Here is a 24,037-nt window from a genome sequence, read left to right on the forward strand (position 1 = left end):
GAAAATGCCGTTGTCCCGCCACAAACGGGGCGCAGCACTTTCACGGCCCACGGGGAATTCCTCCAGCTGACTGTTGGAATGAGGGGCTAGGATTCTGGTGTTTTGGGGTGAGGGAATGGACGCGAAAACGTTCGACAAATCGAGACTGCCGAGCCGACATACAACTGTAGGTCCCACACGGGCGCCACATCGCTCGTTTCTTTACGCGATGGGGCTATCGCGTGAGGAGATCAACCAGCCACTGGTCGGGGTTGCGAGCTGCTGGAATGAAGCCGCGCCGTGTAACATATCGCTGATGCGGCAGGCGCAGGTCGTCAAGAAGGGCGTTGCGTCGGCACATGGCACGCCGCGCGAATTCTGCACCATCACGGTCACTGACGGCATCGCCATGGGTCACCAGGGCATGAAGGCATCGCTCGTTTCGCGCGACGTGATCGCCGACAGCGTCGAGTTGACGATGCGTGGCCATTGCTACGATGCGATCGTTGGTCTTGCCGGTTGCGACAAGTCACTTCCCGGCATGATGATGGCGATGGTCCGTCTCAACGTCCCGTCGATCTTCATCTATGGCGGGTCAATCCTGCCGGGCACCTTCAAGGGGCGGCAGATCACCGTTCAGGACGTCTTCGAAGCCGTCGGTCAGCATTCGGTCGGTGACATGTCGGACGAGGACCTGCTGGAGATCGAGCAGCATGCCTGTCCGTCGGCGGGATCGTGCGGCGCGCAGTTCACGGCAAACACGATGGCGACCGTCGCCGAGGCGATCGGGCTGGCGCTGCCCTATAGCTGCGGTGCTCCCGCCCCCTACGAAATCCGTGACCGTTTCTGTTACGCATCGGGCGAGAAGGTGATGGAGCTGATCGCTGCGAATATCCGCCCGCGCGACATCGTCACGCGAAAGGCGCTCGAAAATGCCGCGGCTGTCGTGTCCGCATCGGGCGGATCGACGAACGCCGCGCTGCACCTTCCGGCGATCGCACATGAATGCGGGATCGATTTCGATCTGTTCGATGTGGCCGAAATCTTCAAGAAGACGCCCTATATCGCCGATCTGAAGCCCGGCGGAAAATACGTCGCGAAGGACATGTTCGAGGCCGGCGGCATACCCTTGCTGATGAAGACGCTGCTGGAGCACGGCCATCTTCATGGCGATTGCATGACCGTCACAGGCCGCACAATCGCCGAAAACATGGAGTATGTTTCCTGGAATGATCAACAGGATGTCGTCCGGCCTGCCAACACGCCGATCACCAAGACCGGCGGCGTCGTCGGCCTCAAGGGCAATCTCGCTCCGGACGGTGCGATCGTGAAGGTTGCCGGTATGGCGAACCAGAAATTCAGCGGGCCCGCGCGCTGTTTCGATAGCGAAGAGGAATGCTTCGACGCTGTCACCCACAAGCGCTACGAAGAAGGCGAAGTCCTGGTCATCCGCTATGAGGGACCGAGGGGCGGGCCTGGTATGCGCGAGATGCTGTCGACTACAGCCGCGCTTTACGGACAAGGCATGGGCGACAAGGTTGCCCTGATCACCGATGGTCGGTTCTCCGGGGCAACACGCGGATTCTGCATCGGCCATGTCGGCCCAGAGGCGGCCGTTGGAGGGCCGATTGCATTGATCCGTGACGGCGACATCATCGAGATCGATGCCGTGGAAGGTACGCTCGACGTGCGCCTCAGCGAGGACGAGCTCGCAGAGCGGGCGAAGGCCTGGACATCGCGCGAGACCGACTCGTCCTCGGGTGTCCTGTGGAAATACGCGCAAACCGTCGGATCGGCACGTCATGGCGCCGTCACCCATCCGGGTGGAGCCAAAGAAAAACACTGCTATGCCGATATCTGAGTCAGCCCACGCCAGGACCGGCCTGCCGCGCCTTGTTGGCGCGGTGGCAATGCTTGCCGCAACGATGATGCTTTCGCCGACGGCGCGTGCCTTCGATCCCGACGCGGGGGTCAACCGCGACTCCGGCCCGTTCGACCTCTTCAAGTTCGGCTTCTCAGCCTACAAGAAGGGGAACAAGGACGATGCCATGGAAGCCTACCGCTATGCCGCGGAGAAGGGCCACCCCGGGGCGCGTTGGGCGCTTGCCAGCATGTATGCGTATGGCGACGGGGTGAAGGAGGACGACTACGAGGCGTTCAAGATCTATGACCAGATCGCCCGCCAAGGCGTCGAACCCGGATCAGAGGATACCGGCTATTTCGTCAATGCTCTTATGGCGCTGGCGGATTATTACAAGCGTGGCATCCCCAACAGTCCGATTGCACCGGATCCTGTTCAGGCCCGACAGCTCTATTTTCATGCTGCCTCGGCTTTCGGGATATCCGATGCCCAGTTCGAACTGGCCCGCATGATGCTGGACGGTCGTGGCGGAGACGATGACGCCGATCAGGCCAAGCGGTGGCTCAATCGCGCTCGTCAGACGGGCCATGCCGGCGCGACGGCGCTTCTTGGTCACGTCCTCTTTCGCGAGGGGCACGCGGTGCGTGGCCTGGCTTATATGACGGCAGGACTGGCAGCTGCTGGCGAAACCGAAAAGATCTGGATTAGGACGCTGCAGGAGCAGGCCTTCTCGCTGTCGGACGAACAGGATCGCCGCACGGCGATTGCTCTTGCCCAGGATCTGGCGGCCAAGACGGTCGAATAGCCTTACGAGCACGATCCCGCGCTAAGGGCAGGCGGTGCCTGCGTCCTGGCGGATCCACGACGTGTTGTTGAGGCTCATGCCGCAAAGGGCCGAGAAGGTCTCGCCATTGGCGGTGATGCAAATCCTCTCACCCTGGGGGATGCGGTTGCCTTCGTGCCGGCACTCGCCACCGCGACCCATCGGTGGATCTTCGCGCTGATCGCTTTCGCCATCCGTGCCGACGGGTGCTGCTTCCGTAACGACGGACGCTGCTGGCGAACCATCCTGCGCCCAGCTTGGGATAGCAGGCATCAGCAAGAGAAACGATGCGACGAGCAGGATGCGCATAGCCTCACCATAGACGCATGTGCCGCGGGCGGGAAATCGATTCTGCGTGAACGTGGACTGCTCAGTCGGAGAAGTGATGCTGAAACTGCGATTTCGGCCTGGCGACAAAGCCCAATGTCCATGCAGCGTTCGCCCACCTCTGACGCGGCCATCTGCGCGACCAGGTTGCCGTGACGTACTGTTTCCTGGAAGGAAAAAGTGGCTCCCCGGGCCGGATTCGAACCAGCGACCGATCGATTAACAGTCGAGCGCTCTACCACTGAGCTACCGGGGAAAAGCTTGTTCAAAAGCTTGGCGTGGCTATAACAAAACCCTCTCCGATTTGCCAAGGCCTTTGTCAAAAAAAGTTCTAAAGGCTTGTGTAGGAACGTGCGCATTGCCATCTGGAGCGTCGCGGTTCGCTGGAAGCCGTCACCTTGAAGAGCCGGACCGTATCATGAGCACGACCACGAGACGTCGAACTTTCGACTACAATCCCGCAAGGGCCGAACTCCATGTGCTGGGGCGGGTGGTACGGCTTCCGCGTTCGCGGGGCTATCGCATAGCGGTCGGATGTGGCTTGATCGTCGGAGGGCTTTTGGGGTTCCTGCCGATCCTCGGCTTCTGGATGATCCCGGTGGGTTTGCTCGTCCTGTCGCAGGACTTCTCCTTCATCCGGCGGCGCCGTCGTTCACTGGCGCTTTGGTATGGGCGCAGACGCGCGCAGCGCCGCTCACAGTGAGGAAAGCGGGCGTTCGCGCTCGCAGTTGCCTCGCCCGTCAGATTTCGAGACTGGCGATCCCATCGACGACGAATTGAACCGCCAGCGCCGCCAGAATGACGCCCAGGAGCCGCGTGAGGATCATGCGTCCGGTTTCCCCCAGGAACCGGTCGAGCCTGTCAGCGATGACAAGTGCGGCAAAGAGGATGGCGATACAAAAGACGATCACGCCGACGAGCTCCATTCGGGCAAGGGGAGCAGCAAAAGAGCCCGACAGGAGGATGATCGCCGAAATCGCACCAGGACCTGCCACCAGCGGAATGGCGAGCGGGAAGACGGCGATGTTGGAGATATGGTCGGCCGTCACGGCGCGCTCCGCACTCTTCTCATGCCGCTCCTGACGCTTCTCGAAGATCATCTCGAATGCGATCCAGAACAGCAGCATGCCGCCGGCAATGCGGAAGGCGCCGAGGGTGATGCCGAAAAGAGAGAGGATGGCTGAGCCGGCCAGGGCAAACACGATCAGGATGGTGCCTGATATCAGGCAGGCGCGGAACGCGACCTGAATGCGCTGCGCGCGGCTCATGCCGGGAGTCAGCCCGAGAAAGATTGGAGCAAGACCCGGAGGATCGATCGTCACCAGAATGGTGACAAGCGCGTTGACGAGGAGTTCAAGATGCAAAGGGCCGCTCCGTCGTCCTGAAAAGGTGAGCCGTCAGCACACGCCGGGCGCGCGCTGACGGCATCTTCATCAGCCCCGCTTGGACACAGGGACGTAGTCGCGTTCGGTTTCGCCCGTATAGAGCTGACGCGGGCGTCCGATGCGCTGAGAGGGGTCCTCGATCATCTCGTTCCACTGCGCGATCCAGCCCACGGTACGGGCCAACGCGAAAAGCACGGTGAACATCGTGGTCGGGAAACCAAGCGCCTTCAAGGTGATGCCTGAATAGAAGTCGATGTTGGGATAGAGCTTCTTCTCGATGAAGTACTCGTCCGTCAGCGCGATGCGCTCCAGTTCCATCGCGACTTCCAGCAGCGGATCATCCTTGATGCCGAGCTCGGCCAGGACCTCATGCGTGGTCTTCTGCATGATCTTGGCGCGCGGGTCGTAGTTCTTGTAGACCCGGTGGCCAAATCCCATGAGACGGAAGGGATCGTCCTTGTCCTTGGCGCGCTTTATGTATTCGGGGATCTGATCGACGGAGCCGATTTCGGCAAGCATGTTGAGGGCGGCTTCGTTGGCCCCTCCATGGGCCGGTCCCCAAAGACAGGCGATGCCGGCTGCAATGCATGCAAACGGATTTGCGCCGGAGGAACCGGCAAGGCGAACCGTCGATGTCGACGCGTTCTGTTCGTGATCGGCATGAAGAATGAAGATGCGGTCCATCGCGCGGGCCAGGACAGGATTTACCTCATAATCCTCGCACGGAACGGCGAAGCACATCCGCAGGAAATTGGCCGTGTAGTCGAGATCGTTCTTCGGATAAACGAATGGCTGACCGACATGGTACTTGAACGCCATCGCCGCGATCGTCGGCATCTTCGCGATCATGCGCAAGCTGGCGACCATCCGCTGGTGCGGGTCCGTGATGTCTGTCGAGTCGTGATAGAAGGCCGAAAGTGCACCGACCACGCCGCACATGATGGCCATGGGGTGCGCGTCACGCCGGAAGCCGGTGAAGAATCGCGACATCTGCTCATGAATCATCGTGTGATGCGTCACGCGGTAGTCGAAATCATCCTTCTGCGTCTTGGTCGGAAGCTCGCCGTAAAGCAGGAGGTAGCAGACTTCCAGAAAGTCGCCGTGTTCAGCAAGCTGGTCGATCGGATAGCCGCGGTGCAGCAGGATTCCCTGGTCGCCGTCGATGTAGGTGATTTTCGATTCACACGATGCCGTCGACGTAAAACCGGGGTCATAGGTGAATGCACCGGTGTTCTTGTAAAGCGCGGCAATATCATAGACCTCAGGCCCGATCGTCCCCTGCCGAACGGGAAGTTCGACTTCCTTGTTGTCGACGGAGAGTTTGGCGCTGCTATCTGTCATACTGAACCCTTCCCAATGTGTAAGGCGGACGGGCGCGAGCAGCACCCATCGTAGCTGGCCGTTTTGCTATATGATTTCTCCCCCCCTGCCAAGTTATGCGCACGGCTAATAGTGCAGTGCCGAAATCGTGCAATTTCGGTCAACCGCATCGGCACGCGCGACAAATGAGCAGGCTTGAGAGATTTGCTCTGGATTCAGAATGTTATGCGGTCTGCCCGCGAATCCGCTTCAATGATTCTTCGCGGCCGAGGACCCACAGGACGTCGAATACGCCAGGCGATGTCGTACGGCCGGTGAGGGCCGCACGCAGCGGCTGTGCGACCTTGCCGAGTTTCAGTTCGAGGCTTTCAGCATGATCGCGTACCAGCGTCTCCAGCGTTTCGATCTCCCAGTCTTCCACTGCCTCCATACGCGGTAGAAGGGGCCTGAGGACATCGCGGCCGCCTTCGGCCAGGATCGCCTCTGCCTTATCCTCGTTCTCGATGGGCGCCTCGATGAACAGAAACCGCGCTCCGTCGGCCAGTTCCACGAGCGTGCGGGCGCGCTCCTTCAGTCCCGGCATGGCCAGAAGCAGCTGCTTTCGCCTCTCGGCGGTCATTCGGTCGAGGAACCATGCACCGCCTTCCATCTCGGGCAGAAGGCCGATCAGCGCGTCAACGAGCCGCTGGTCATCGGCCTGCCGGATGTAGTGGCCATTGATGGCCTCAAGCTTCTTGATGTCGAAACGTGCCGCGCCCTTGTTGATGTCCTTGACGTCAAACCATTCGATCATCTGGTCGATCGAGATGATCTCGTCGTCGCCATGGCTCCAGCCGAGACGAACGAGATAGTTGCACAACGCTTCCGGCAAGAAGCCCATGGCTCGATAAGCCTCTGCGCCAAGCGCGCCATGGCGCTTGGACAGCTTCGCGCCATCGGGTCCGTGAATCAGCGGAATGTGCGCCATCGATGGCACGTCCCAATCCATGGCCTTGTAGATGATGGTCTGGCGGGCAGCGTTCGTCAGATGATCGTCGCCTCGGATGATATCGGTCACCGCCATGTCGTGATCGTCGACGACGACGGCGAGCATATAGGTCGGGTTGCCATCGGACCGCAGAATGATGAAATCGTCGAGGTCGGCGTTGGGAAAGCGGACGTCGCCCTGGACAAGGTCGCGTACGACGGTCTCGCCCTCGCGCGGCGCCTTGATGCGTATCGCCGGCTTGATGTTCGTCGGCGCCTCTGACGGATCGCGGTCACGCCACCGGCCGTCATAACGCGGCGGCTTGCCGGCGGCGCGCTGGGCTTCGCGCATATCGTCGAGCTCTTGCGCCGACGCATAGCAATAATAGGCCTCGCCACGGCGAACGAGTTCTTCGGCAATCTCGCGATGGCGGTCGACGCGGCCATATTGCGAGATCGGCTCGCCGTCCCAGGTCAGTCCCAGCCATGACAACCCATCGAGGATCGCGTCGACGGCCTCATCGGTCGAGCGGCTGCGGTCGGTGTCCTCGATCCGAAGCAGCATCTTGCCGCCCCGGTTTCTCGCATAGAGCCAGTTGAACAGCGCAGTGCGGGCGCCGCCGATATGCAGAAAGCCGGTGGGCGAGGGCGCAAAGCGCGTGACGATGCCATCTGACATGCAAAAATACCTTGAGATGTGCGGATGTCGCGGGTCCGGCCAAGGCCGTCCCATTCGTGGCGGTCATGTAACATAGTCGGGCGACAGCGCAAGAGCGAGCATGTATGCTCGCCTTGAGGTTGCACTTCGGCGGATAGCGGTTGCCGAAGAAGGGGGCAAGCCGATGGGGGTAGCACAGCATCGATCTGTTCGGAGCCATGCCACAACGCCCGGATGGGATGCGGCACGTGTCTGGTCCCGTCTGACGGCGCTCTGGGCGCGTGCACTCGTAGCGGAGCAGGCGCATGGGCAAGGCTTCCTGTGGTACGCCGTGGCATTCGGCATCGGGGCCGCTCTTTGGCGCGGGCTCGATCGCGATGTCGCACTGATCGTCCTCGTTTTGCCGCCTGTGGTCCTGGCGCTGCTTGCATGGGCGGTGAGCGACCGCGCGCCGAAATGGCGCTACCTTCTTCAACTGCTCGCCATCGTCGGTGCCGGCTTCGTCTGCGCGCAGATTGAGGTGCTGCGCAAAGAGACGGTCCTGCTCGACAATTCGGTCGTCACCAACATCACCGGTGTCGTCGAGGCGCGGGAGATCGATTTTCGCGGCCATTGGCGATATACGATCGCGGTTTCTCAAACTGACGACCCCATGCTTGGGCGCCCGCCCGAGCGCGTCCGGATCCTGGCAAGAAGCGATCACGACGTGGCCGCCATCGGTCAGCAGATCAGCGGCCTTGCCCGCCTGTCTCCACCCTCGGGTCCGGCGATGCCCGGAACATTTGATTTTTCCTTCAACGCCTATTTCGGTGGCATCGGGGCATTCGGCTTTTTCTACGGACCACCGGACAATCTGGGTGATGCCGATCAGCGGCTCGGCGTGTTGGGAACGATTGAGCGCCAGATCCGATTGCTGCGGGAAACGATCGCTTTCCGCATGCGCGATGTCATGGAAGGCGATGCCGGAGCGGTTGCTGCTGCCATGACCGTCTCGGATCGGCGCGCAATCAGCGAGGAGACCATAGAAGCGTTCCGAGTGACCGGACTTGCCCATATCCTGTCGATCTCCGGGCTGCATATGAGCCTTGCCGCCGGGATCATGTTTCAAGGCTTGCGATGGTCGTTGGCCTTGCTGCCGGGGCTGGTGCACCGTCACCCGATCAAGAAGTTTGCCGCTCTTGGCGCCATAGGATCGTCGACATTCTATCTTGCGATCTCTGGCGGCGTGGTCTCGGCGCAGCGCGCCTGGATCATGGTCGTCATCATGCTGGTCGCCGTGTTGTTCGACCGCCAGGCGCTGACCATGCGCAACGTGGCGATTGCCGCGATCCTGATCCTCATCATCGCGCCGTCGGCGGTCACGTCGCCAGGATTCCAGATGTCCTTCGCTGCGACAGCGGCACTGATCGCAGCTTACGGCGCCTGGTCCCGCCGCCAGCTGTTGCGGCCCGACATCGAAGAGCGCAGCAGCTCCAGTGGATGGGGGCGGCGGCTGCTTGGCTTCGTCATTGCGATGGCAATGACCTCGCTCATTGCGGGCCTGGCAACCGGAATTTTCTCGGCGCACCATTTTCATCGAATGTCGGGATACGGCTTGATCGCCAATATCGCAGCCATGCCCATCATCTCGGCGATCGTCATGCCGGCGGGCGTGCTTGCGCTGCTGTGCATGCCGTTCGGACTGGACCGGCCGTTCCTGACGCTCATGGAACTCGGACTTAACGGCGTTATCGCCATCGGCCACACGGTGGCCAGCATCGGCGGCGATGTGGCAACGGGACAGGTTCCGCTCGTCGTTACAGCGCTGCTCAGTGCTTCGCTCGTCATTCTGGTCTTCACGCGAACCGCGATCTGTGCTGCTGCGCTGGTTCCGCTGGCTGCGGTGGGATTGCTGCTGATGCAGGATGACCTTGTCCGACGTCCGGTCGTCCTGATCTCCGAGGACGGCCGCCTGGTGGCACTGGACGCGCCGGGCGGACTTTCCACCAACAGGGCGCGGCCACCATCCTTCGTCTTCGACCAATGGCTATCGGCAACGCGTCGAGCGACGCATCATCCGCCAATCATTACGCCCGATAACCGCGTGGGCTCGGCTGGCGTGGACGACGGTCTGCGTGATCCGGACTATCTGCAACGAAGGCGCCTCGTCCGGGGGGAAATCGACGCGCTGAACGCCGATCCACAGTTCCGCTGCATTGACGATCGATTCTGTATCGGTCGCGACTGGCGTGGCGGCCTGATCGCGACCATCGAGGACCTGGCTTATATCGGCGTCGCATGTGATCTGGCCGATGTGATCATCACACCCGCGGCAATTGCCACGCCCGCCTGTCGATCCGGCGGGCTGCTCCTTACCGGCACCATGCTGCGTCAGACAGGCTCGGCGGCGCTCTATGCGCAGCGATCGGCGGATCGCGAAACAATTCTGGCGACGGCCGCACAGGCTGGGGACGTGGAAGGCGCGCACGACACCGCGCCAAATGGCAATGCGGCGGGGGTGCGTATCGGCAATGGCCCGATCAACTACGTCATAGAAACAGCGGTTGGCGGAACCGTTCGGCCATGGACCGTGCACCGCTATTATGACTGGCGCAGCCGAAGCTATTCAGCGCCGATCACCCCGCCGGGGACGTGACGATCAATCAGTGATACCGACGAATGAGACCGACGAGCTTGCCCTGAATTTTGACGCGGTCGGGCCCGAAAATGCGGGTCTCATAGGCGGGGTTTGCCGCTTCGAGCGCCACCGAGGCGCCTTTGCGCCGGTAGCGTTTCAACGTCGCCTCTTCGTCATCAACGAGTGCGACGACGATCTCGCCTGGCGTCGCGGTGACCGCGTTGCGGATGATGACGGTGTCGCCATCGAATATCCCTGCTTCGATCATCGAATCACCCTTCACCTCGAGAGCGTAGTGCTCTCCAGCACCAAGCATGTCCGGCGGAACGGTGATCGAATGGGTATTGTTCTGGATTGCGGAAATCGGCACGCCGGCTGCAATCCGGCCCATGACCGGCACTGAAACGGACGCGTTGTCCTGTGAAGGTGCCGGCTGCGGGAGTGAACGGGCAGGCTTTTGCTCTTTTCCCAGCGAGCCCTCGATGACGCTTGGTGAGAAGCCTTTGCGCGGGGATGACGCCGCATAGCTTTCAGGAAGCTTGATAACCTCAAGAGCACGCGCACGATTTGGTAGCCTGCGGATGAAGCCGCGTTCTTCAAGCGCGATGATCAGCCGATGGATGCCAGACTTCGAGGCCAGGTCCAGAGCTTCCTTCATCTCGTCGAACGAGGGAGGAACGCCGCTTTCCTTCAAACGCTCATGGATGAAGAGAAGAAGTTCCTGTTGCTTGCGCGTCAGCATGGCGTGCCTGATGCCCTTCTGCGGATGAGATCGAACGGAGAAACAAAGACGGAACAGACTGTATCTGTTCCAGTTGTGTTCCGCAAGTCCCACGCTGGATTCGTCTTCAGATGGGCCGCAGTCGCAGGACCTCGCACATGTCGCCGCTTCGCGCCGCCGGCGCATTTGGTGGACGCACGATAAGGCCGTCGGCTTCGGCGAACACGCGCATCATCGAGGAATCCTGTCGGGGTGCCGCTTCAGCGAAGAGCACACCGTCGTCGCCGCGTACCAGCCGCGCCCGCAAATAGTCTTGGCGGTGATCATTGGCCGGCACGTCCATCACCAAACGGGCGCTCTGGATGTCGTCACGATGAGCCTGGCCGCCCAATCGCGCGATCAATGGTTTCAAGAACAAGTGTGAACAGACCAGACTGGACACCGGATTGCCAGGCAATCCAAGCACATGGATCGGTCCGAGACGTCCGCTCATGAGCGGCTTGCCAGGCCGCATGGCAATCTTCCAGAAAGCCAGATTCATCCCGCGGGCGGCGAGGGCGGCCTGCACCAGATCGTGATCGCCGACCGAGGCGCCACCGAGCGTGACGAGGACATCGACGGCTTGGCTCTCGGCTTGAGCGATCGCGCCATCGAGCGCATCGCGCTGATCGGCGACAATGCCGAGGTCGATCGCCTCGGCGCCGCATGCCTCGGCGATCGCCATGACGCCGTAGCTGTTCGAGGCGATGATCTGATCCGGTGCCGGCATGCCGGAAGGTGCCACGAGTTCATCGCCCGTCGCCAGAACGGCAATGCGTGGCTTGCGGATCACCGGCAGTTCGGCAAGATTGGCCGCAGCGGCAAGCGTGACCCGGCCGGGATCAAGTGCACAGCCAGCCGCCAGAAGTGTCTCGCCGGCCCGGAAATCTAGGCCCGTCGGGCGCACGGAGCGGCCCTGATCGACGGATTCTCTTGCGACGATGCGATCGCTGGACACGACTTCCGCGTTTTCCTGAATGAGGATCGCGTCGGCTCCGTCCGGCACGGGTGCGCCGGTGAATATCCGCACGGTCTGGCCTTCTCCAATCCGACCGCTGAAGCGATGGCCGGCGGCCGCTTCGCCCATAACCTGAAGCGTTCGGCCCGGCGCCACGTCCGCGGCACGAACGGCATATCCATCCATGGCAGATGCAGGGAAAGGCGGTTGATCACGCTGTCCGACGAGATCGCGTGCAAGAACCCGGCCACAGGCGGCGCGCAGGGGCACCATCTCGACCGTCTCGATCTGTGCGGCGTTGGCGAGGAGACGCTCCAGGGCTTCGGCCACGGGCAAGAGCGACACCGGATCAGTCCTCCGTACCGCCGGGCCGCCGCCAGTCGCCGGACTTTCCGCCCGATTTGGAAACGAGCCGAACCGCGCCGATCTCCATGGCCTTGTCGACGGCTTTCGCCATGTCGTAAATCGTCAGGCAGGCAATCGAGACCGCAGTCAGTGCCTCCATTTCCACGCCGGTGCGTCCGGTAAGCTTCACGCTCGCCTCAACCCGAAAGCCGGGAAGATCGGGTGCATCGGCAATGTCTACCGTCACCTTGGTCAGCATGAGGGGGTGGCAAAGAGGGATAAGGTCGGATGTCCGCTTGGCGGCCATGATGCCGGCGATGCGGGCGGTGCCGAGGACGTCGCCCTTGGCCGCATTGCCGGCAAGGATCAGATCACGCGTCGAATCCTTCATCTTAACATAGCCTTCGGCCACCGCGAGACGGGTGGTTTCAGCCTTGTCGCCGACATCCACCATGTTGGCTTGGCCGGAGGCATCGATATGCGTCAAATGCGGATTTGCGCGGCTCGTCATCAAACGGCCGCCCGCGATAGCGTCTCGGAGCCTTCAATCAGATCACGGGTTGCCGCTTCGACATCATCAGCGCGCATCAGGCTTTCGCCGACCAGGAAACTGCCTATGCCTACGGTCGAAAGGCGTGCGCAGTCACTGTTGGTGAATATGCCGCTTTCGGCGACGAGATGGTGCCTGTCGGACACCATGCCGGCCAGCGTCTCGCTCGTTGCCAGGTCGACCTCGAAGGTGCGCAGGTTTCTGTTGTTCACTCCAATCAAGGGGGATGTCAGGCGCAAGGCACGCTCCATCTCCGCTGCATCATGCACTTCCACCAGCACGTCCATGCCGAGTTCCATGGCTGCAGCTTCGAGCCGTGCGGCCTGGTCGTCGGTGAGGCATGCCATAATCAGAAGAACGGCATCCGCGCCCCATGCTCGCGCTTCGAAGACCTGATACGGGTCGAACATGAAATCCTTCCGCAGCGCCGGAAGGCTGGTCGCAGCCCGCGCCTCGGTCAGATAATCCGGGGCGCCCTGGAACGACGGCGTGTCGGTCAGTACGGAAAGACAGGCGGCGCCGCCCTGTTCGTAAGCCCTGGCCAATGCCGGCGGGTCGAAATCGGCCCGGATCAGCCCCTTCGATGGACTGGCCTTCTTGATTTCGGCAATCAGCGCGTATTTGCCGTGTGACCGCTGTGTCTCCAGGGCATTGAGAAAACCACGCGGGGCGGTCACATCACCAGCTGCCGCCTTCAGATCGGCCAACGGACGGGCAAGTTTGGCGGCTTCGATCTCCTGGCGCTTGTAGATTTCGATCCGAGCGAGAATGTCGGTCACGGTGATCCTCCTAGACGCCTTGCCGATTCGATACGGCAACGAGCGTGTCGAGCACCGCCAGCGCGCGCCCTTCATCGATCGCCTGTTGTGCCATCACGATTCCATCCTCGATCCGGTCCACCTTGCCGCCGATGACCAGCGATGCTGCGGCATTCAGAACGGTGATGTCCCGATAGGCATTGTGCGCGCCCGACAGCACTTCACGCAACGCCCGGGCGTTGTGCGCCCCATCGCCGCCTTTCAGGGCATCGAGTTCAACACGGGCCAGGCCGACCGATTCCGGTTCGATAGTGAACCGCGACAAGGTCCCATTCTCCAGCGCGACGACTTTTGTCGTTCCTGTTGTCGTCATCTCGTCGAGGCCATCACCATGGACGACCCACACGCGCTCGGAGCCTAGGTCCTTCAAGACATTGGCCATCGGCTCGAGCCAGTCGGCGGAGAAGACGCCGAGCAATTGCCGTTTGGCACCGGCCGGATTGGCAAGCGGTCCGAGCAGATTGAATATGGTGCGCGTACCGAGTTCGACGCGGCTCGGGCCGACATGGCGCATGGCGGCATGATGGGACGGGGCGAACATGAAGCCGATGCCGGCTTCGCGAATGCACGCAGAGATTCCCGCAGGCTTGAGTTCGATGTTCACACCGAGCGCCATCAAGGCGTCGGCCGTACCGGATTTGGACGAAAGGGCGCGGTTGCCGTGCTTTGCCACGGGTATGCCGCATGCGGCGACAACGAAGGCGGTACACGTGGATACGTTGTACGTGCCGGAGCCGTCACCGCCGGTGCCGACGATGTCCATCGCATCTGCGGGCGCTTCGACCGGCGTCATCTTGGCACGCATCGTTCCAACCGCGCCGACCAGTTCGTCGACCGTCTCGCCCCGGACGCGCAATGCCATCAGCAGGCCGCCGATCTGCGTCGGGGTCGCATTGCCCGACATCATCACGTCGAAGGCGGCGCGTGCTTCTTCGCGACTGAGGGCCTCGCCCGATGCGGCTTTTGCGATGTAGCTCTTCATATCGGCCATTGGACGTCCTGCCGGTGTCTAGAACGACAAGGCCTGCTGGCCGAGCGACTGGTTGATCTGAACCGGATAGCGCGTCTGCAGCGAATTGACGAGCTGGTCGAGCAGGTCGCTGTAACCGCTTTGCGCAATCGCCTCTCGTTCCTCGTCCGACAGTGCATTGGAGGCAGACATCGCGACCTCTTCGACCTGCATCAATACATGGCCGGAGCCGTTGGCGGCTCGGCTGGTGGCCACGTGTCCCTCGGGACCGCCGAATGCCGCGGCAATGGCGGCCGGGCCAAAGATCTGATCCTCGGACGTGCGCTGGAGACCATATTCCGTCTGCACCGTCGTATCGAGATCGGCAGCGATCGCCTGCAGCGCCTCACCATCGGTCAGTCTTTCCTGCAGTTCCGCGGCGCGCGCCTCCAGCGCGGCAGCAGTCTGTTCCGCCTGCCAATCAGCGACGACTTCGTCGCGAACCTCATCGAGAGACTGGTCGCGCTCCTCTTCGATGTCGAGGACTTCGAACCAGACATAGCCATTCGACCCGATCGAGAGCGCCGGTGCTTCGACGCCGATGTCACTTTCGAAGACGTCAGCGATCAATTGCTGCGACAGTGGCAGATCTTCAAGGATCTCGCCGTCCGGCGTCTGACCGCTGCGATCGATCGCCTCAACGACGACCGGCTCCAGTTGCTGCTGCTGTGCCGCTTCCTGCAGGGACGCACCACCGGCGCGCGCATCCTCGTAGCTGTTGTAGACATCGAAAATGATGTCGCTTGCGTCACGAAGGGCCAATTCTTCGCGGATCTGCTGCTCGACCTGTGCCAAAGGTTCGCTGCTGCCTTCCTCGATCTCCGCAACGCGCAAAATCACGGGGCCGAAAGGTCCCTCTACGACATCGCTGACGCCGCCTTCCGCGGGAATGGCGAAGGCCGCCTCGGCAAGGGCGGGATTGGACATTGAGTCGCGGGTGAAGCTGCCGATGCGGACATCTTCCATGGTCCGCCCGGCATCGGCGACGACATCTTCGAAACTGGCGCCATCGGCGATCGCGTCAGCGGCGGCCTCGGCCGCTTGCGGGTCGGAAAAGACGAGTTGGTCCAGCGTACGACGCTCCGGCGTCGTGAATTGGTCTGCATGCGCCTCGTAATCGGCCTTTACGGCTTCGTCCGAGATTGACTGCGGATCGGCCACTGCTTCAGGCGTCAATGTGACATAGGCGAAACTACGATACTCTGGCGCACGGTAGCGATCGCTGTTTTCTTCGAAATAGGCCTGCAGGGTTTCGTCGTCCGGAGTGCCGACCGGTTCGATCATGGATTCGTCGACGAGAACGTAATCGAGCGTTCTGGTCTCTGCCCGGTGGCGCGCAATCGCATCCAGCATTGTATCTGGATAGGCGAAGCCGTCGCCCACGGCTTCGATGATCTGCGTGCGAACCGCATCTTGCTGGCGGCTGCGAATATAGTCGTCTTCGCTCATGCCGACATTGTTGAGGACCATCGCGAAGTTCTGTCGGTCGAAACGTCCGTCAGTGCCCTGGAAGGCCGGATCTTCCGCGATGAGGCCTGCCAGTCGATCCTCCGACAGCCCGAGTCCCATCTCGCTCGCCTGTTCGTCGAGCGCCGCGCCGGCCACCATCTGTCGATAAACCTGGTTCTCGACGCCGAATGCGCGTGCCTGTTCGCTGGACAAGCGCTGGCCGAACTGCTGGGAGAGCAGCGACAACTGGCGATCGTAAGCAAGACGGAACTCCGTCGCCGACACCTCGGTATCGCCTACGGTGACCACCGTGTCGCCGCCGCCTGAAAACATCGATCCGCTTACCCCCCAGACGGCAAATGACGCCAGAAGCAGGAGAAAGAGAATTTTTGCCACCCAGGTCTGGGCGCCTTTTCGCAGCAGTGTCAGCATGTCTTTTCGTTGTTCCCTTGATGGCGAATGCCAGTGCGTCCGTGTTCTAGCGACGAAGGGTCCCGGCGTAAATGCCAGTTCCTATCGTGCGTTTGCTTTGCAGCGCCAGTTTGATAGAGCGAAGCCGATCAAGGCCATCGAGCGAGAAGAGGAAGGCATGACCCCAGGCATCAAGCCGCTGGTAGCGGGCAACTGGAAGATGAACGGGCTGCGCGAAAGCCTCGATCAGGTCCGCGATATCGCCGATGGGGCGGGCGCCTCGGCCTTTGAAGCCATCGACATGCTGCTTTGCCCGCCAACGACGCTGCTTTATGTCGCGACGGCGATTGCTGAGGACAGTCCGCTTTTTGTCGGTGCGCAGGATTGTCATTGGCAGGAGGCCGGTGCGCACACCGGCGACGTTTCCGCCGAAATGATCGAGGATTGCCAGGGCACTCACGTCATTGTCGGACATTCGGAAAGACGCGCCGATCACGGGGAAGACGACGAAACCGTTTCTCGCAAGGCAGAGGCGGCCTGGCGCGCCGGACTGTGCGCGGTGATCTGCATCGGGGAAACGGAGGCAGCCAGAAAGTCCGGCAACACGCTCCCGGTGATCGGTGAACAGCTTGCCGGGTCGGTTCCCGACGGAGCGACGGCAGAAAATACGATCATTGCCTATGAACCGGTCTGGGCGATCGGAACCGGGGTGACGCCGACAGTCGCCGACGTGGCGGAGGCTCACGCGTTCATACGGGACTGTCTGCTCGAGCGTCTTGGTGAAGAAGCCCGGCATATGCGTCTGCTCTACGGCGGATCGGTCAAGCCTGGCAATGCGGCCGAGCTCATGGCGATCCAGAACGTCGACGGGGCACTTGTCGGTGGCGCCAGCTTGAAAGCAACCGACTTTCTCGCCATCTGTGCCGCGTACAACTCGCTCTGACATCTTGATGGGCCACGGAAAAGACGCCGGGCCCCACGCAATGGGGTTGGAAAGCCGACGGTGCTCGTGTAGAGCAGCCGCTGATTTCCCGAACATTGCCAAATCCGGCAGGAATTGCCTATGCAAACCGTATTGATCGTCATCCACCTCATGATCGTGCTCGCGCTCGTCGCGGTCGTTCTGTTGCAGCGCTCCGAAGGCGGCGGCCTGGGGATTGGCGGTGGTGGCGGCAACATGATGTCGTCGCGCTCATCGGGCAACGCATTGACGCGGATAACCGGCATTCTGGCGTTTGCCTTCTTCATCACCTCCCTGTCGCTGGGCATTCTGGCTCGCTATTCAGAGGGACCGAGCAGCATCCTCGACCGGATCGAGCAGCAGACGGAAGGCAGCGGCGAGGGGATTCTTGACCAGCTCGGCGGTTCGGGTGCGCCTCAGACGGAAACGACTCCCGATGGCCAGGCCGACGTTCCCGCAGCATTGGACGAAGGCGAGGCGGCCCCTGCCACAGGCGCCGACGCTGACACCGATCAGGTCGCGCCGGAAGGTGATGCGGGTGATAGCGCGCCACAGAGCGAGCCGGCCAGCCCCGGTGTTCCGACCGGCCAATAATCCGGCTGGGTCAACCATTTTCGATGCGGTGCCGGTTCGGCGCCGCATTTTCTTTGTGCATCGCGCGACGATGCGTCCACAGAATTTGCCACGCCAGCGCATTTTCGACTGGCGGAATCATGACTGAGAGACTAACGAGGTAAGCCCATGGCGCGATATGTATTCATCACTGGCGGCGTGGTTTCCTCACTCGGCAAAGGCATTGCAGCAGCGGCACTTGGCGCACTGCTGCAGGCGCGCGGTTACCGCGTGCGGCTGAAGAAGCTCGATCCCTACCTCAATGTCGATCCGGGCACGATGAGCCCGACCCAGCACGGTGAGGTTTTCGTTACCGACGATGGGGCGGAGACCGATCTTGATCTCGGCCATTACGAGCGATTTACCGGCCGTTCGGCGACGCAGTCGGACAACATCACCACCGGCCGGCTCTACAAGAACATTCTCGACAAGGAACGCCGCGGCGACTACCTCGGCGCGACCGTCCAGGTCATTCCGCACGTCACCAACGAAATCAAGAATTTCGTGCTGGACGGCAATGACGAGTATGATTTCGTGCTCTGCGAGATTGGGGGGACGGTCGGCGACATCGAGGCAATGCCGTTCATCGAGGCGATCCGCCAGCTCGGCAATGACCTGCCTCGTGGCAATGCGATCTACGTGCACCTGACGTTGATGCCATTCATTGCGGCGGCCGGTGAACTAAAGACCAAACCGACGCAGCATTCGGTGAAGGAATTGCAGGCCCTCGGCATCGCGCCGGATATCCTGCTCGTGCGTGCTGATCGAGAAATCCCGTCGGACGAGCGCCGCAAGCTTTCACTGTTCTGCAACGTCCGCCCCTCGGCCGTCATTCAGGCGCTTGACGTTGCCAACATCTACGATGTGCCGATGGCGTATCACAAGGAAGGTCTCGACGACGAGGTGCTCGCTGCGTTCGCCATCGAACCGGCCCCAAAGCCGCGGCTGGAGCGCTGGCAGGAGGTCTCGGATCGGATCCATACGCCGGAGGGCACCGTCACGATTGCCATCGTCGGCAAGTATACCGGCCTCAAGGACGCCTATAAGTCGCTGATCGAAGCGCTGCATCATGGCGGGATCGCCAATCGCGTGAAGGTCAAGCTCGAGTGGATCGAGTCGGAGATTTTCGAGAAGGAGGATCCGGCGCCCTGGTTGGAGAAGGTGCACGGCATTCTGGTTCCCGGCGGCTTCGGCGAGCGTGGCGCGGAAGGCAAGATCTTCGCCGCCCGGTTCGCGCGCGAGCGCAAGGTGCCCTATTTCGGCATCTGTTTCGGCATGCAGATGGCGGTCATCGAGGCGGCCCGGTCGCTTGCCGGCATGGAGGCAGCCTCGTCCACCGAATTCGGTCCGGCAAAGGAACCTGTCGTCGGATTGATGACCGAATGGCTCAAGGGCAACATGCTGGAGAAGCGGTCCGCGGCAGGCGATCTCGGCGGCACGATGCGTCTCGGCGCCTACAAGGCAGACCTCAAGGCAGGTACGAAGATCGCCGAAGTCTATGGTTCGACGGACATTTCCGAGCGCCATCGCCACCGCTACGAAGTCAATGTCGACTACAAGGAGCGGCTGGAGGAGGCGGGGCTCACCTTCTCCGGCATGTCGCCGGATGGTGTGCTGCCGGAAACCATCGAATATGCTGATCATCCCTGGTTCATTGGTGTTCAGTATCACCCGGAGCTGAAAAGCCGCCCCCTGGAGCCGCATCCGCTCTTTGCCAGCTTTATCGAAGCGGCGGTGGAGCAGAGCCGGCTGTTCTGAACCGCTCATGCCCGCGCACCTTGCGCTTGCGCAGGCAGGAGTTGACGAGGAGGCGATCTGCCGTGCATGAGCAGCCATTGTTTTCGCCCGCTCGCATGGTTGGTCCCTGATGCTTCATTCCCTCGATCACCTCGTTTTGCCGGTTGCCGACCTCGATGCATCGCGCGAACGCTATACGGCGCTGGGCTTCACCGTCGCTCCGCGCGGCGAACACCCTTTCGGCACCGAGAACGCCTGCGTGTATTTCGCGGACGATACCTTCGTTGAGCCGTTGGCGATCCATCAGCGCGAGACCTGTGAAGCCGAGGCGCGCGCCGGCAACGTTTTCGTGGCTCGCGACCAGGCGTTCCGGTTCCGCCGAGGACTGGAAGGCTTCTCCGCCATCGTCATGGGTACCGACGATGCGGAGGCTGATCATCGCGCCTTCGCGGCGGCAGGGATTTCCGCGGGCGACATGCTGACATTTTCCCGCGCGTTTCGCGCACCGGACGGCGCGGAAGAAGAGGCATCCTTCCGCTTGGCGTTCGCGGCGGATTTGCGCGCGCCGGACGCGTTTTTCTTCACTTGCCAGCGCATCAACGTGCCGAGGGTCGACCGGTCGGCCCTGCAGCGGCATGACAATGGCGCGATGAGCATTTCTCGCGTTGTTGCCGTGGAACCGAACCCCACGGATTTCCAGTATCTGCTCCAGGACGTCATTGGCCAGCGCGAGGTTCAATCGCACTCCTTCGGGATGGACCTCGCATCGGCGAATTCAACGATATCCGTCCTGACCCCTGAAGGGTTTCGTGCCTATTTCGGCTCCACACGTGCCCCGCATGGCCGGGGCTTGCGATTTGAAGGTATCGTGTTCGGGGTCGAGGACCTTGCTATCCCGACCGCGGCATTCAATCGCAATGGCATTAGTTATCGACAGATCGGTGAGCGCATTGTCGTCGATCCGGCGATCGGCCAGGGCGCATTCTTCATCTTCGAGCAGGAGTAGACTGATGGTCGCGCCCAATGCCGAGGTCAAGGCGGGTTCCGCCACTTTTTCCAACAGCGGACCGCTGACGCTGATTGCCGGGCCATGTCAGATGGAAAGCCGCGAGCACGCGTTCATGATGGCGGGCAGCCTGAAGGAGCTTTGCAGCGAACTTGGCATCGGTCTTGTTTACAAGTCCTCCTTCGACAAGGCCAATCGCACCTCGCTCGGCGGGACGCGCGGCCTTGGGCTGGAAAAAAGCCTTGCGGTGTTTGCGGACATCAAGAAGGAGCTTGGGCTGCCGATCCTGACGGACATTCACAATGAAGCCCAATGCCCGGTGGTCGCGGAGGTCGCGGACATCCTTCAGATCCCGGCCTTTCTCTGCCGCCAGACGGACCTCCTCATCGCCGCCGCACGCACCGGCCGGGTGATCAACGTGAAGAAGGGGCAGTTCCTTGCGCCATGGGACATGCGGAACGTGCTGGAAAAGATAACCGAAAGCGGCAATTCCGACGTGCTGCTGACAGAGCGCGGCGCGTCTTTTGGCTACAATACGCTTGTTTCGGATATGCGGTCCTTGCCGATCATGGCGGCCCTCGGAGCACCGGTCATCTTCGACGCGACGCACTCGGTGCAGCAACCGGGCGGGCAGGGTGGTTCGAGCGGCGGCCAACGCGAGTTTGTCGAAACCCTGGCCCGCGCCGCCGTTGCCGTGGGCGTTGCCGGCGTATTCGTCGAGACTCACGAGGATCCCGACAACGCGCCGTCCGATGGGCCAAACATGGTGCCGCTCACGGAGATGCGTCGCCTGCTTGAGCGCTTGATGGCATTCGACGCCGTGGCAAAACGCTGAGCCAGCGACAACCCGAGGCAATGTCGCGATCAACACGCTTGGTAATTCTGGCTGCCATCAGATCGCCTTGATTGTGCAGGGATCGATTGTTCCTCACGTGCGTTTCCGGGCAGGTGCGCGGGTGGAACGCCGCTTCGCCCAGCGCAATGCATCAAGGAGTATCAGAATGAAGAAGCTAGTCGCCACCGTGACGTTCCTCTCCGCAACACTCGGCGCAGCAGCGCTGGCCCAGGCCGCGGACATGGGCGCGCCGGCTCCCGCGCCGCAAGCGCCTATGGTCTATCAGGAAACGGGCCCGCGGGATGGTGTTCGCATCGGCTTTCTCGACTGCTCGGTCGGCAGCGGGCTTGGCTACGTCATCGGGTCGGCCAAGTCGGTCGATTGCGTTTTCCGTTCAGCCATGGGCAGCGAACCGCTGGATGCCTACAGCGGGACGATCCGCAAGCTTGGCGTCGATCTCGGCTATACGTCGAACCAGCGGCTGGTCTGGGCTGTGTTCGCCCCGACTGCAGGCTATCACGAAGGTTCGCTCGGCGGCCTCTACGAAGGCATTTCCGCAGAGGCAACGGTTGGCGCCGGTGTGGGCGCAAACGTTCTGGTTGGCGGAACATCCGGATCTGTTCACCTCCAGACGGTGAGCGTCACCGGACAGCTCGGCCTGAACCTTGCGGCCGCCGGTACGTCAATGACGCTCAATCCAGTCAATCAAGCCGCCAGCGCCTACTGATCAACGGTATAAAAGCTCGGAATGACGGCTTCGTTTCCTGGAACGGAGCCGTCTTCGTTTCGCAGCCGCACAGCCCGGCTGCTCGGGCGCATTGTGTTTTCCTTCATCTGCGTTAAGAGGGCAGGCAATTCAGCGCTTGCCTGCCAACGGCCAGAAAGGAAACGCCATGACCGCCATCGTCGACATCATCGGACGTGAAATTCTCGACAGCCGGGGAAATCCCACCCTCGAAGTCGATGTCATACTGGAAGATGGGTCGATGGGGCGTGCGGCGGTGCCGTCCGGCGCCTCGACCGGAGCCCATGAGGCGGTCGAACTGCGTGACGGCGGCGAGCGGTATCTCGGCAAAGGTGTCGAGCAGGCCGTCGAGTCGGTAAACGGCGAAATCTTCGATGCCTTGTCCGGTCTCGAAGCGGAAAACCAGATACACATCGACAACCTGATGATCGAACTCGACGGGACGCAGAACAAGTCCCGCCTCGGCGCCAACGCAATCCTCGGCGTGTCGCTCGCCGTCGCCAAGGCAGCCGCGGAGGCGAATACACTGCCGCTCTACCGCTATGTCGGCGGGATCCATGCGCACACCCTGCCTGTGCCGATGATGAACATCATCAACGGCGGCGAGCATGCCGACAATCCGATCGACTTCCAGGAATTCATGATCATGCCGGTCGGCGCGCCGACGTTGAAGGATGCGGTAAGGATGGGCGCCGAGGTCTTTCATACGTTGAAGAAGGAACTCAAGGCGCAAGGCCACAACACCAATGTCGGAGATGAAGGCGGATTCGCCCCCAACATCGAAAGCGCCCCCGCCGCCCTCGATTTCATCATGAAGGCGATCGAGAAGGCGGGCTATGCGCCCGGCGAGGACATGTTCCTGGCTCTCGACTGCGCGTCCACCGAATTCTTCCAGGACGGGAAATATGTGCTGAAGGGCGAAGGGCGCACACTCGAGCCGGAAGCCATGGCCGATTATCTGGTCGAACTGGCCGGCAAATATCCCATCATCTCGATCGAGGACGGCATGGCCGAAGACGACTGGGATGGCTGGAAGGCTCTGACCGAAAAGATCGGCTCCAGGTGTCAGCTCGTCGGGGATGATCTTTTCGTCACCAACCCGGCCCGCCTGAGGGACGGCATCAAGATGGGCGTAGCGAACTCGATCCTCGTCAAGGTCAACCAGATCGGCACATTGAGCGAGACCCTCGAAGCGGTGACGATGGCGCACAAGGCGAATTACACCGCCGTGATGTCACATCGCTCTGGCGAAACGGAAGATTCAACGATCGCCGACCTCGCCGTCGCGACCAACTGCGGTCAGATCAAGACGGGTTCGCTCGCCCGCTCCGACCGGCTCGCCAAATACAACCAGCTGATCCGGATCGAGGAAGAACTCGGCGTTCAGGCTAGGTACGCCGGGACCGACATTCTGCGGGCTTGAGCCGGCGATTGCTGCTCAGCGACGAGGGAACGTATCCAATCTCAAATGGCCCCGACAACGGACGGGGCCATTTGCATTCGGCCGCCGCTAACCGTCCATTAAGCACGTTCGTGGCATGCTCCAGGCGTTCCTCGATCCAGAAGTAGTGCGTAGAATGTGGACCCGGCAAAAAAAGAAATCCCCGATCGGCCGTCTCGTGGTGCCGGCCATCGCCATTGCGTTTTTCACCTATTTCGGCTTCCATGCCGTGCATGGCGCGTTCGGGTTGAATTCCAAGATGCACTTGGAACACCGATCCATGCAGCTCGAAGCGAAGCTTGCCGATCTGGTGGAGCAGCGCAAGCAGATGGAGCGGCGCGTTGCGCTTCTCGACAGCGCGACGCTTGAACGCGACATGCTGGATCAGCAGGCGCGCGCCCTGCTCAACGTCTCGCGCGATAACGAGATCACGATATACCGCTGATATGAATTAACGCAAATTC

The 24,037-nt window shown here is 61.6% G+C and carries 22 protein-coding genes and 1 tRNA gene; 12 read left to right on the forward strand and 11 right to left on the reverse strand.

Features of this window, described 5'->3' with window-relative positions:
• Positions 1-115: 115 nt before the first annotated feature.
• Positions 116-1,840, forward strand: coding sequence for a dihydroxy-acid dehydratase (gene ilvD, locus CN673_RS17600; protein ID WP_099867721.1), 1,725 nt, complete (start codon positions 116-118; stop codon positions 1,838-1,840).
• Positions 1,827-2,645: a tetratricopeptide repeat protein gene (locus tag CN673_RS17605; RefSeq protein WP_198586045.1), complete on the forward strand. Its 819-nt coding sequence runs from the start codon at positions 1,827-1,829 to the stop codon at positions 2,643-2,645. The genes ilvD and CN673_RS17605 overlap by 14 nt, the downstream gene beginning before the upstream one ends.
• Positions 2,646-2,666: 21 nt before the next feature.
• Here CN673_RS17605 and CN673_RS17610 read toward each other — a convergent pair whose 3' ends face one another.
• Complete coding sequence (locus CN673_RS17610; RefSeq protein ID WP_099867723.1) at positions 2,667-2,972, reverse strand: hypothetical protein; 306 nt, start codon at positions 2,970-2,972, stop codon at positions 2,667-2,669.
• A 199-nt stretch (positions 2,973-3,171) separates the two neighbouring features.
• Positions 3,172-3,246 (reverse strand) — tRNA-Asn (locus CN673_RS17615).
• Between the two features lie 162 nt (positions 3,247-3,408).
• On the opposite strand from CN673_RS17615, the gene CN673_RS17620 reads away from it, so the two are divergent.
• Entirely contained in the window at positions 3,409-3,693 is a 285-nt protein-coding gene (locus CN673_RS17620) for a hypothetical protein (RefSeq protein ID WP_099867724.1), read from the forward strand.
• Between the two features lie 37 nt (positions 3,694-3,730).
• Here the strand turns inward: CN673_RS17620 and CN673_RS17625 are convergent, their stop codons facing one another.
• From CN673_RS17625 to gltX, 3 genes are all read right to left on the reverse strand, one after another.
• Positions 3,731-4,354 carry a MarC family protein gene (locus tag CN673_RS17625; RefSeq protein WP_099867725.1) on the reverse strand — a complete coding sequence of 208 codons (624 nt, stop codon included), beginning with the start codon at positions 4,352-4,354 and terminating at the stop codon, positions 3,731-3,733.
• A gap of 69 nt (positions 4,355-4,423) precedes the next feature.
• Positions 4,424-5,716 carry a citrate synthase gene (gltA, locus tag CN673_RS17630; RefSeq protein WP_099867726.1) on the reverse strand — a complete coding sequence of 431 codons (1,293 nt, stop codon included), beginning with the start codon at positions 5,714-5,716 and terminating at the stop codon, positions 4,424-4,426.
• 202 nt (positions 5,717-5,918) lie between these two features.
• A complete protein-coding gene (gltX, locus tag CN673_RS17635) occupies positions 5,919-7,340 on the reverse strand; it encodes a glutamate--tRNA ligase (protein WP_099867727.1) in 1,422 nt (473 codons plus the stop codon).
• A gap of 163 nt (positions 7,341-7,503) precedes the next feature.
• Between gltX and CN673_RS17640 the strand changes: the two genes are divergently transcribed.
• Positions 7,504-9,954, forward strand: coding sequence for a ComEC/Rec2 family competence protein (locus CN673_RS17640; protein ID WP_210200121.1), 2,451 nt, complete (start codon positions 7,504-7,506; stop codon positions 9,952-9,954).
• A gap of 7 nt (positions 9,955-9,961) precedes the next feature.
• Here CN673_RS17640 and lexA read toward each other — a convergent pair whose 3' ends face one another.
• The 6 genes from lexA to CN673_RS17670 form a co-directional block, all read right to left on the reverse strand.
• Positions 9,962-10,678 carry a transcriptional repressor LexA gene (lexA, locus tag CN673_RS17645; protein ID WP_099867729.1) on the reverse strand — a complete coding sequence of 239 codons (717 nt, stop codon included), beginning with the start codon at positions 10,676-10,678 and terminating at the stop codon, positions 9,962-9,964.
• A gap of 106 nt (positions 10,679-10,784) precedes the next feature.
• Entirely contained in the window at positions 10,785-11,999 is a 1,215-nt protein-coding gene (locus tag CN673_RS17650) for a molybdopterin molybdotransferase MoeA (RefSeq protein ID WP_099867730.1), read from the reverse strand.
• A 4-nt stretch (positions 12,000-12,003) separates the two neighbouring features.
• Complete coding sequence (moaC, locus tag CN673_RS17655) at positions 12,004-12,510, reverse strand: cyclic pyranopterin monophosphate synthase MoaC (RefSeq protein ID WP_099867731.1); 507 nt, start codon at positions 12,508-12,510, stop codon at positions 12,004-12,006.
• Positions 12,510-13,328 (reverse strand): indole-3-glycerol phosphate synthase TrpC, encoded by an 819-nt coding sequence (trpC, locus tag CN673_RS17660; protein ID WP_099867732.1) that lies wholly within the window; start codon positions 13,326-13,328, stop codon positions 12,510-12,512. The genes moaC and trpC overlap by 1 nt, the downstream gene beginning before the upstream one ends.
• Positions 13,329-13,338: 10 nt before the next feature.
• Positions 13,339-14,358, reverse strand: coding sequence for an anthranilate phosphoribosyltransferase (gene trpD, locus CN673_RS17665; protein WP_099867733.1), 1,020 nt, complete (start codon positions 14,356-14,358; stop codon positions 13,339-13,341).
• 18 nt (positions 14,359-14,376) lie between these two features.
• Complete coding sequence (locus CN673_RS17670) at positions 14,377-16,257, reverse strand: peptidylprolyl isomerase (RefSeq protein ID WP_099867734.1); 1,881 nt, start codon at positions 16,255-16,257, stop codon at positions 14,377-14,379.
• Positions 16,258-16,414: 157 nt separating this feature from the next.
• Between CN673_RS17670 and tpiA the strand changes: the two genes are divergently transcribed.
• The 8 genes from tpiA (at position 16,415) to CN673_RS17710 (ending at position 24,018) form a co-directional block, all read left to right on the forward strand.
• Entirely contained in the window at positions 16,415-17,179 is a 765-nt protein-coding gene (gene tpiA / locus CN673_RS17675) for a triose-phosphate isomerase (protein WP_099867809.1), read from the forward strand.
• A gap of 120 nt (positions 17,180-17,299) precedes the next feature.
• Complete coding sequence (gene secG, locus CN673_RS17680) at positions 17,300-17,791, forward strand: preprotein translocase subunit SecG (RefSeq protein WP_099867735.1); 492 nt, start codon at positions 17,300-17,302, stop codon at positions 17,789-17,791.
• A 147-nt stretch (positions 17,792-17,938) separates the two neighbouring features.
• Entirely contained in the window at positions 17,939-19,567 is a 1,629-nt protein-coding gene (gene pyrG / locus CN673_RS17685) for a CTP synthase (RefSeq protein WP_099867736.1), read from the forward strand.
• Between the two features lie 109 nt (positions 19,568-19,676).
• Positions 19,677-20,552, forward strand: coding sequence for a VOC family protein (locus CN673_RS17690; RefSeq protein ID WP_099867737.1), 876 nt, complete (start codon positions 19,677-19,679; stop codon positions 20,550-20,552).
• Between the two features lie 4 nt (positions 20,553-20,556).
• On the forward strand, positions 20,557-21,387 hold the full coding sequence (gene kdsA / locus CN673_RS17695) for a 3-deoxy-8-phosphooctulonate synthase (RefSeq protein ID WP_099867738.1): 831 nt from the start codon (positions 20,557-20,559) through the stop codon (positions 21,385-21,387).
• Positions 21,388-21,553: 166 nt separating this feature from the next.
• Positions 21,554-22,114, forward strand: a complete 561-nt coding sequence (locus CN673_RS17700) for a DUF992 domain-containing protein (RefSeq protein WP_099867739.1) — start codon at positions 21,554-21,556, stop codon at positions 22,112-22,114.
• A gap of 166 nt (positions 22,115-22,280) precedes the next feature.
• A complete protein-coding gene (eno, locus tag CN673_RS17705; protein ID WP_099867740.1) occupies positions 22,281-23,555 on the forward strand; it encodes a phosphopyruvate hydratase in 1,275 nt (424 codons plus the stop codon).
• 154 nt (positions 23,556-23,709) lie between these two features.
• Entirely contained in the window at positions 23,710-24,018 is a 309-nt protein-coding gene (locus tag CN673_RS17710; RefSeq protein WP_099867741.1) for an FtsB family cell division protein, read from the forward strand.
• Positions 24,019-24,037 lie beyond the last annotated feature (19 nt).

The organism is Neopararhizobium haloflavum, from assembly GCF_002750855.1.
GTDB classification, from domain to species: domain Bacteria; phylum Pseudomonadota; class Alphaproteobacteria; order Rhizobiales; family Rhizobiaceae; genus Georhizobium; species Georhizobium haloflavum.

Coding starts and splice junctions, on each gene's coding strand:
- ilvD (WP_099867721.1), top strand. CDS start 116: ATGGACGCGAAAACGTTCGACAAATCGAGACTGCCGAGCCGACATACA.
- CN673_RS17605 (WP_198586045.1), top strand. CDS start 1,827: ATGCCGATATCTGAGTCAGCCCACGCCAGGACCGGCCTGCCGCGCCTT.
- CN673_RS17610 (WP_099867723.1), bottom strand. CDS start 2,972: ATGCGCATCCTGCTCGTCGCATCGTTTCTCTTGCTGATGCCTGCTATC.
- CN673_RS17620 (WP_099867724.1), top strand. CDS start 3,409: ATGAGCACGACCACGAGACGTCGAACTTTCGACTACAATCCCGCAAGG.
- gltA (WP_099867726.1), bottom strand. CDS start 5,716: ATGACAGATAGCAGCGCCAAACTCTCCGTCGACAACAAGGAAGTCGAA.
- gltX (WP_099867727.1), bottom strand. CDS start 7,340: ATGTCAGATGGCATCGTCACGCGCTTTGCGCCCTCGCCCACCGGCTTT.
- CN673_RS17640 (WP_210200121.1), top strand. CDS start 7,504: ATGGGGGTAGCACAGCATCGATCTGTTCGGAGCCATGCCACAACGCCC.
- lexA (WP_099867729.1), bottom strand. CDS start 10,678: ATGCTGACGCGCAAGCAACAGGAACTTCTTCTCTTCATCCATGAGCGT.
- moaC (WP_099867731.1), bottom strand. CDS start 12,510: ATGACGAGCCGCGCAAATCCGCATTTGACGCATATCGATGCCTCCGGC.
- trpD (WP_099867733.1), bottom strand. CDS start 14,358: ATGGCCGATATGAAGAGCTACATCGCAAAAGCCGCATCGGGCGAGGCC.
- CN673_RS17670 (WP_099867734.1), bottom strand. CDS start 16,257: ATGCTGACACTGCTGCGAAAAGGCGCCCAGACCTGGGTGGCAAAAATT.
- tpiA (WP_099867809.1), top strand. CDS start 16,415: ATGACCCCAGGCATCAAGCCGCTGGTAGCGGGCAACTGGAAGATGAAC.
- secG (WP_099867735.1), top strand. CDS start 17,300: ATGCAAACCGTATTGATCGTCATCCACCTCATGATCGTGCTCGCGCTC.
- pyrG (WP_099867736.1), top strand. CDS start 17,939: ATGGCGCGATATGTATTCATCACTGGCGGCGTGGTTTCCTCACTCGGC.
- CN673_RS17690 (WP_099867737.1), top strand. CDS start 19,677: ATGCTTCATTCCCTCGATCACCTCGTTTTGCCGGTTGCCGACCTCGAT.
- kdsA (WP_099867738.1), top strand. CDS start 20,557: ATGGTCGCGCCCAATGCCGAGGTCAAGGCGGGTTCCGCCACTTTTTCC.
- CN673_RS17700 (WP_099867739.1), top strand. CDS start 21,554: ATGAAGAAGCTAGTCGCCACCGTGACGTTCCTCTCCGCAACACTCGGC.
- eno (WP_099867740.1), top strand. CDS start 22,281: ATGACCGCCATCGTCGACATCATCGGACGTGAAATTCTCGACAGCCGG.
- CN673_RS17710 (WP_099867741.1), top strand. CDS start 23,710: ATGTGGACCCGGCAAAAAAAGAAATCCCCGATCGGCCGTCTCGTGGTG.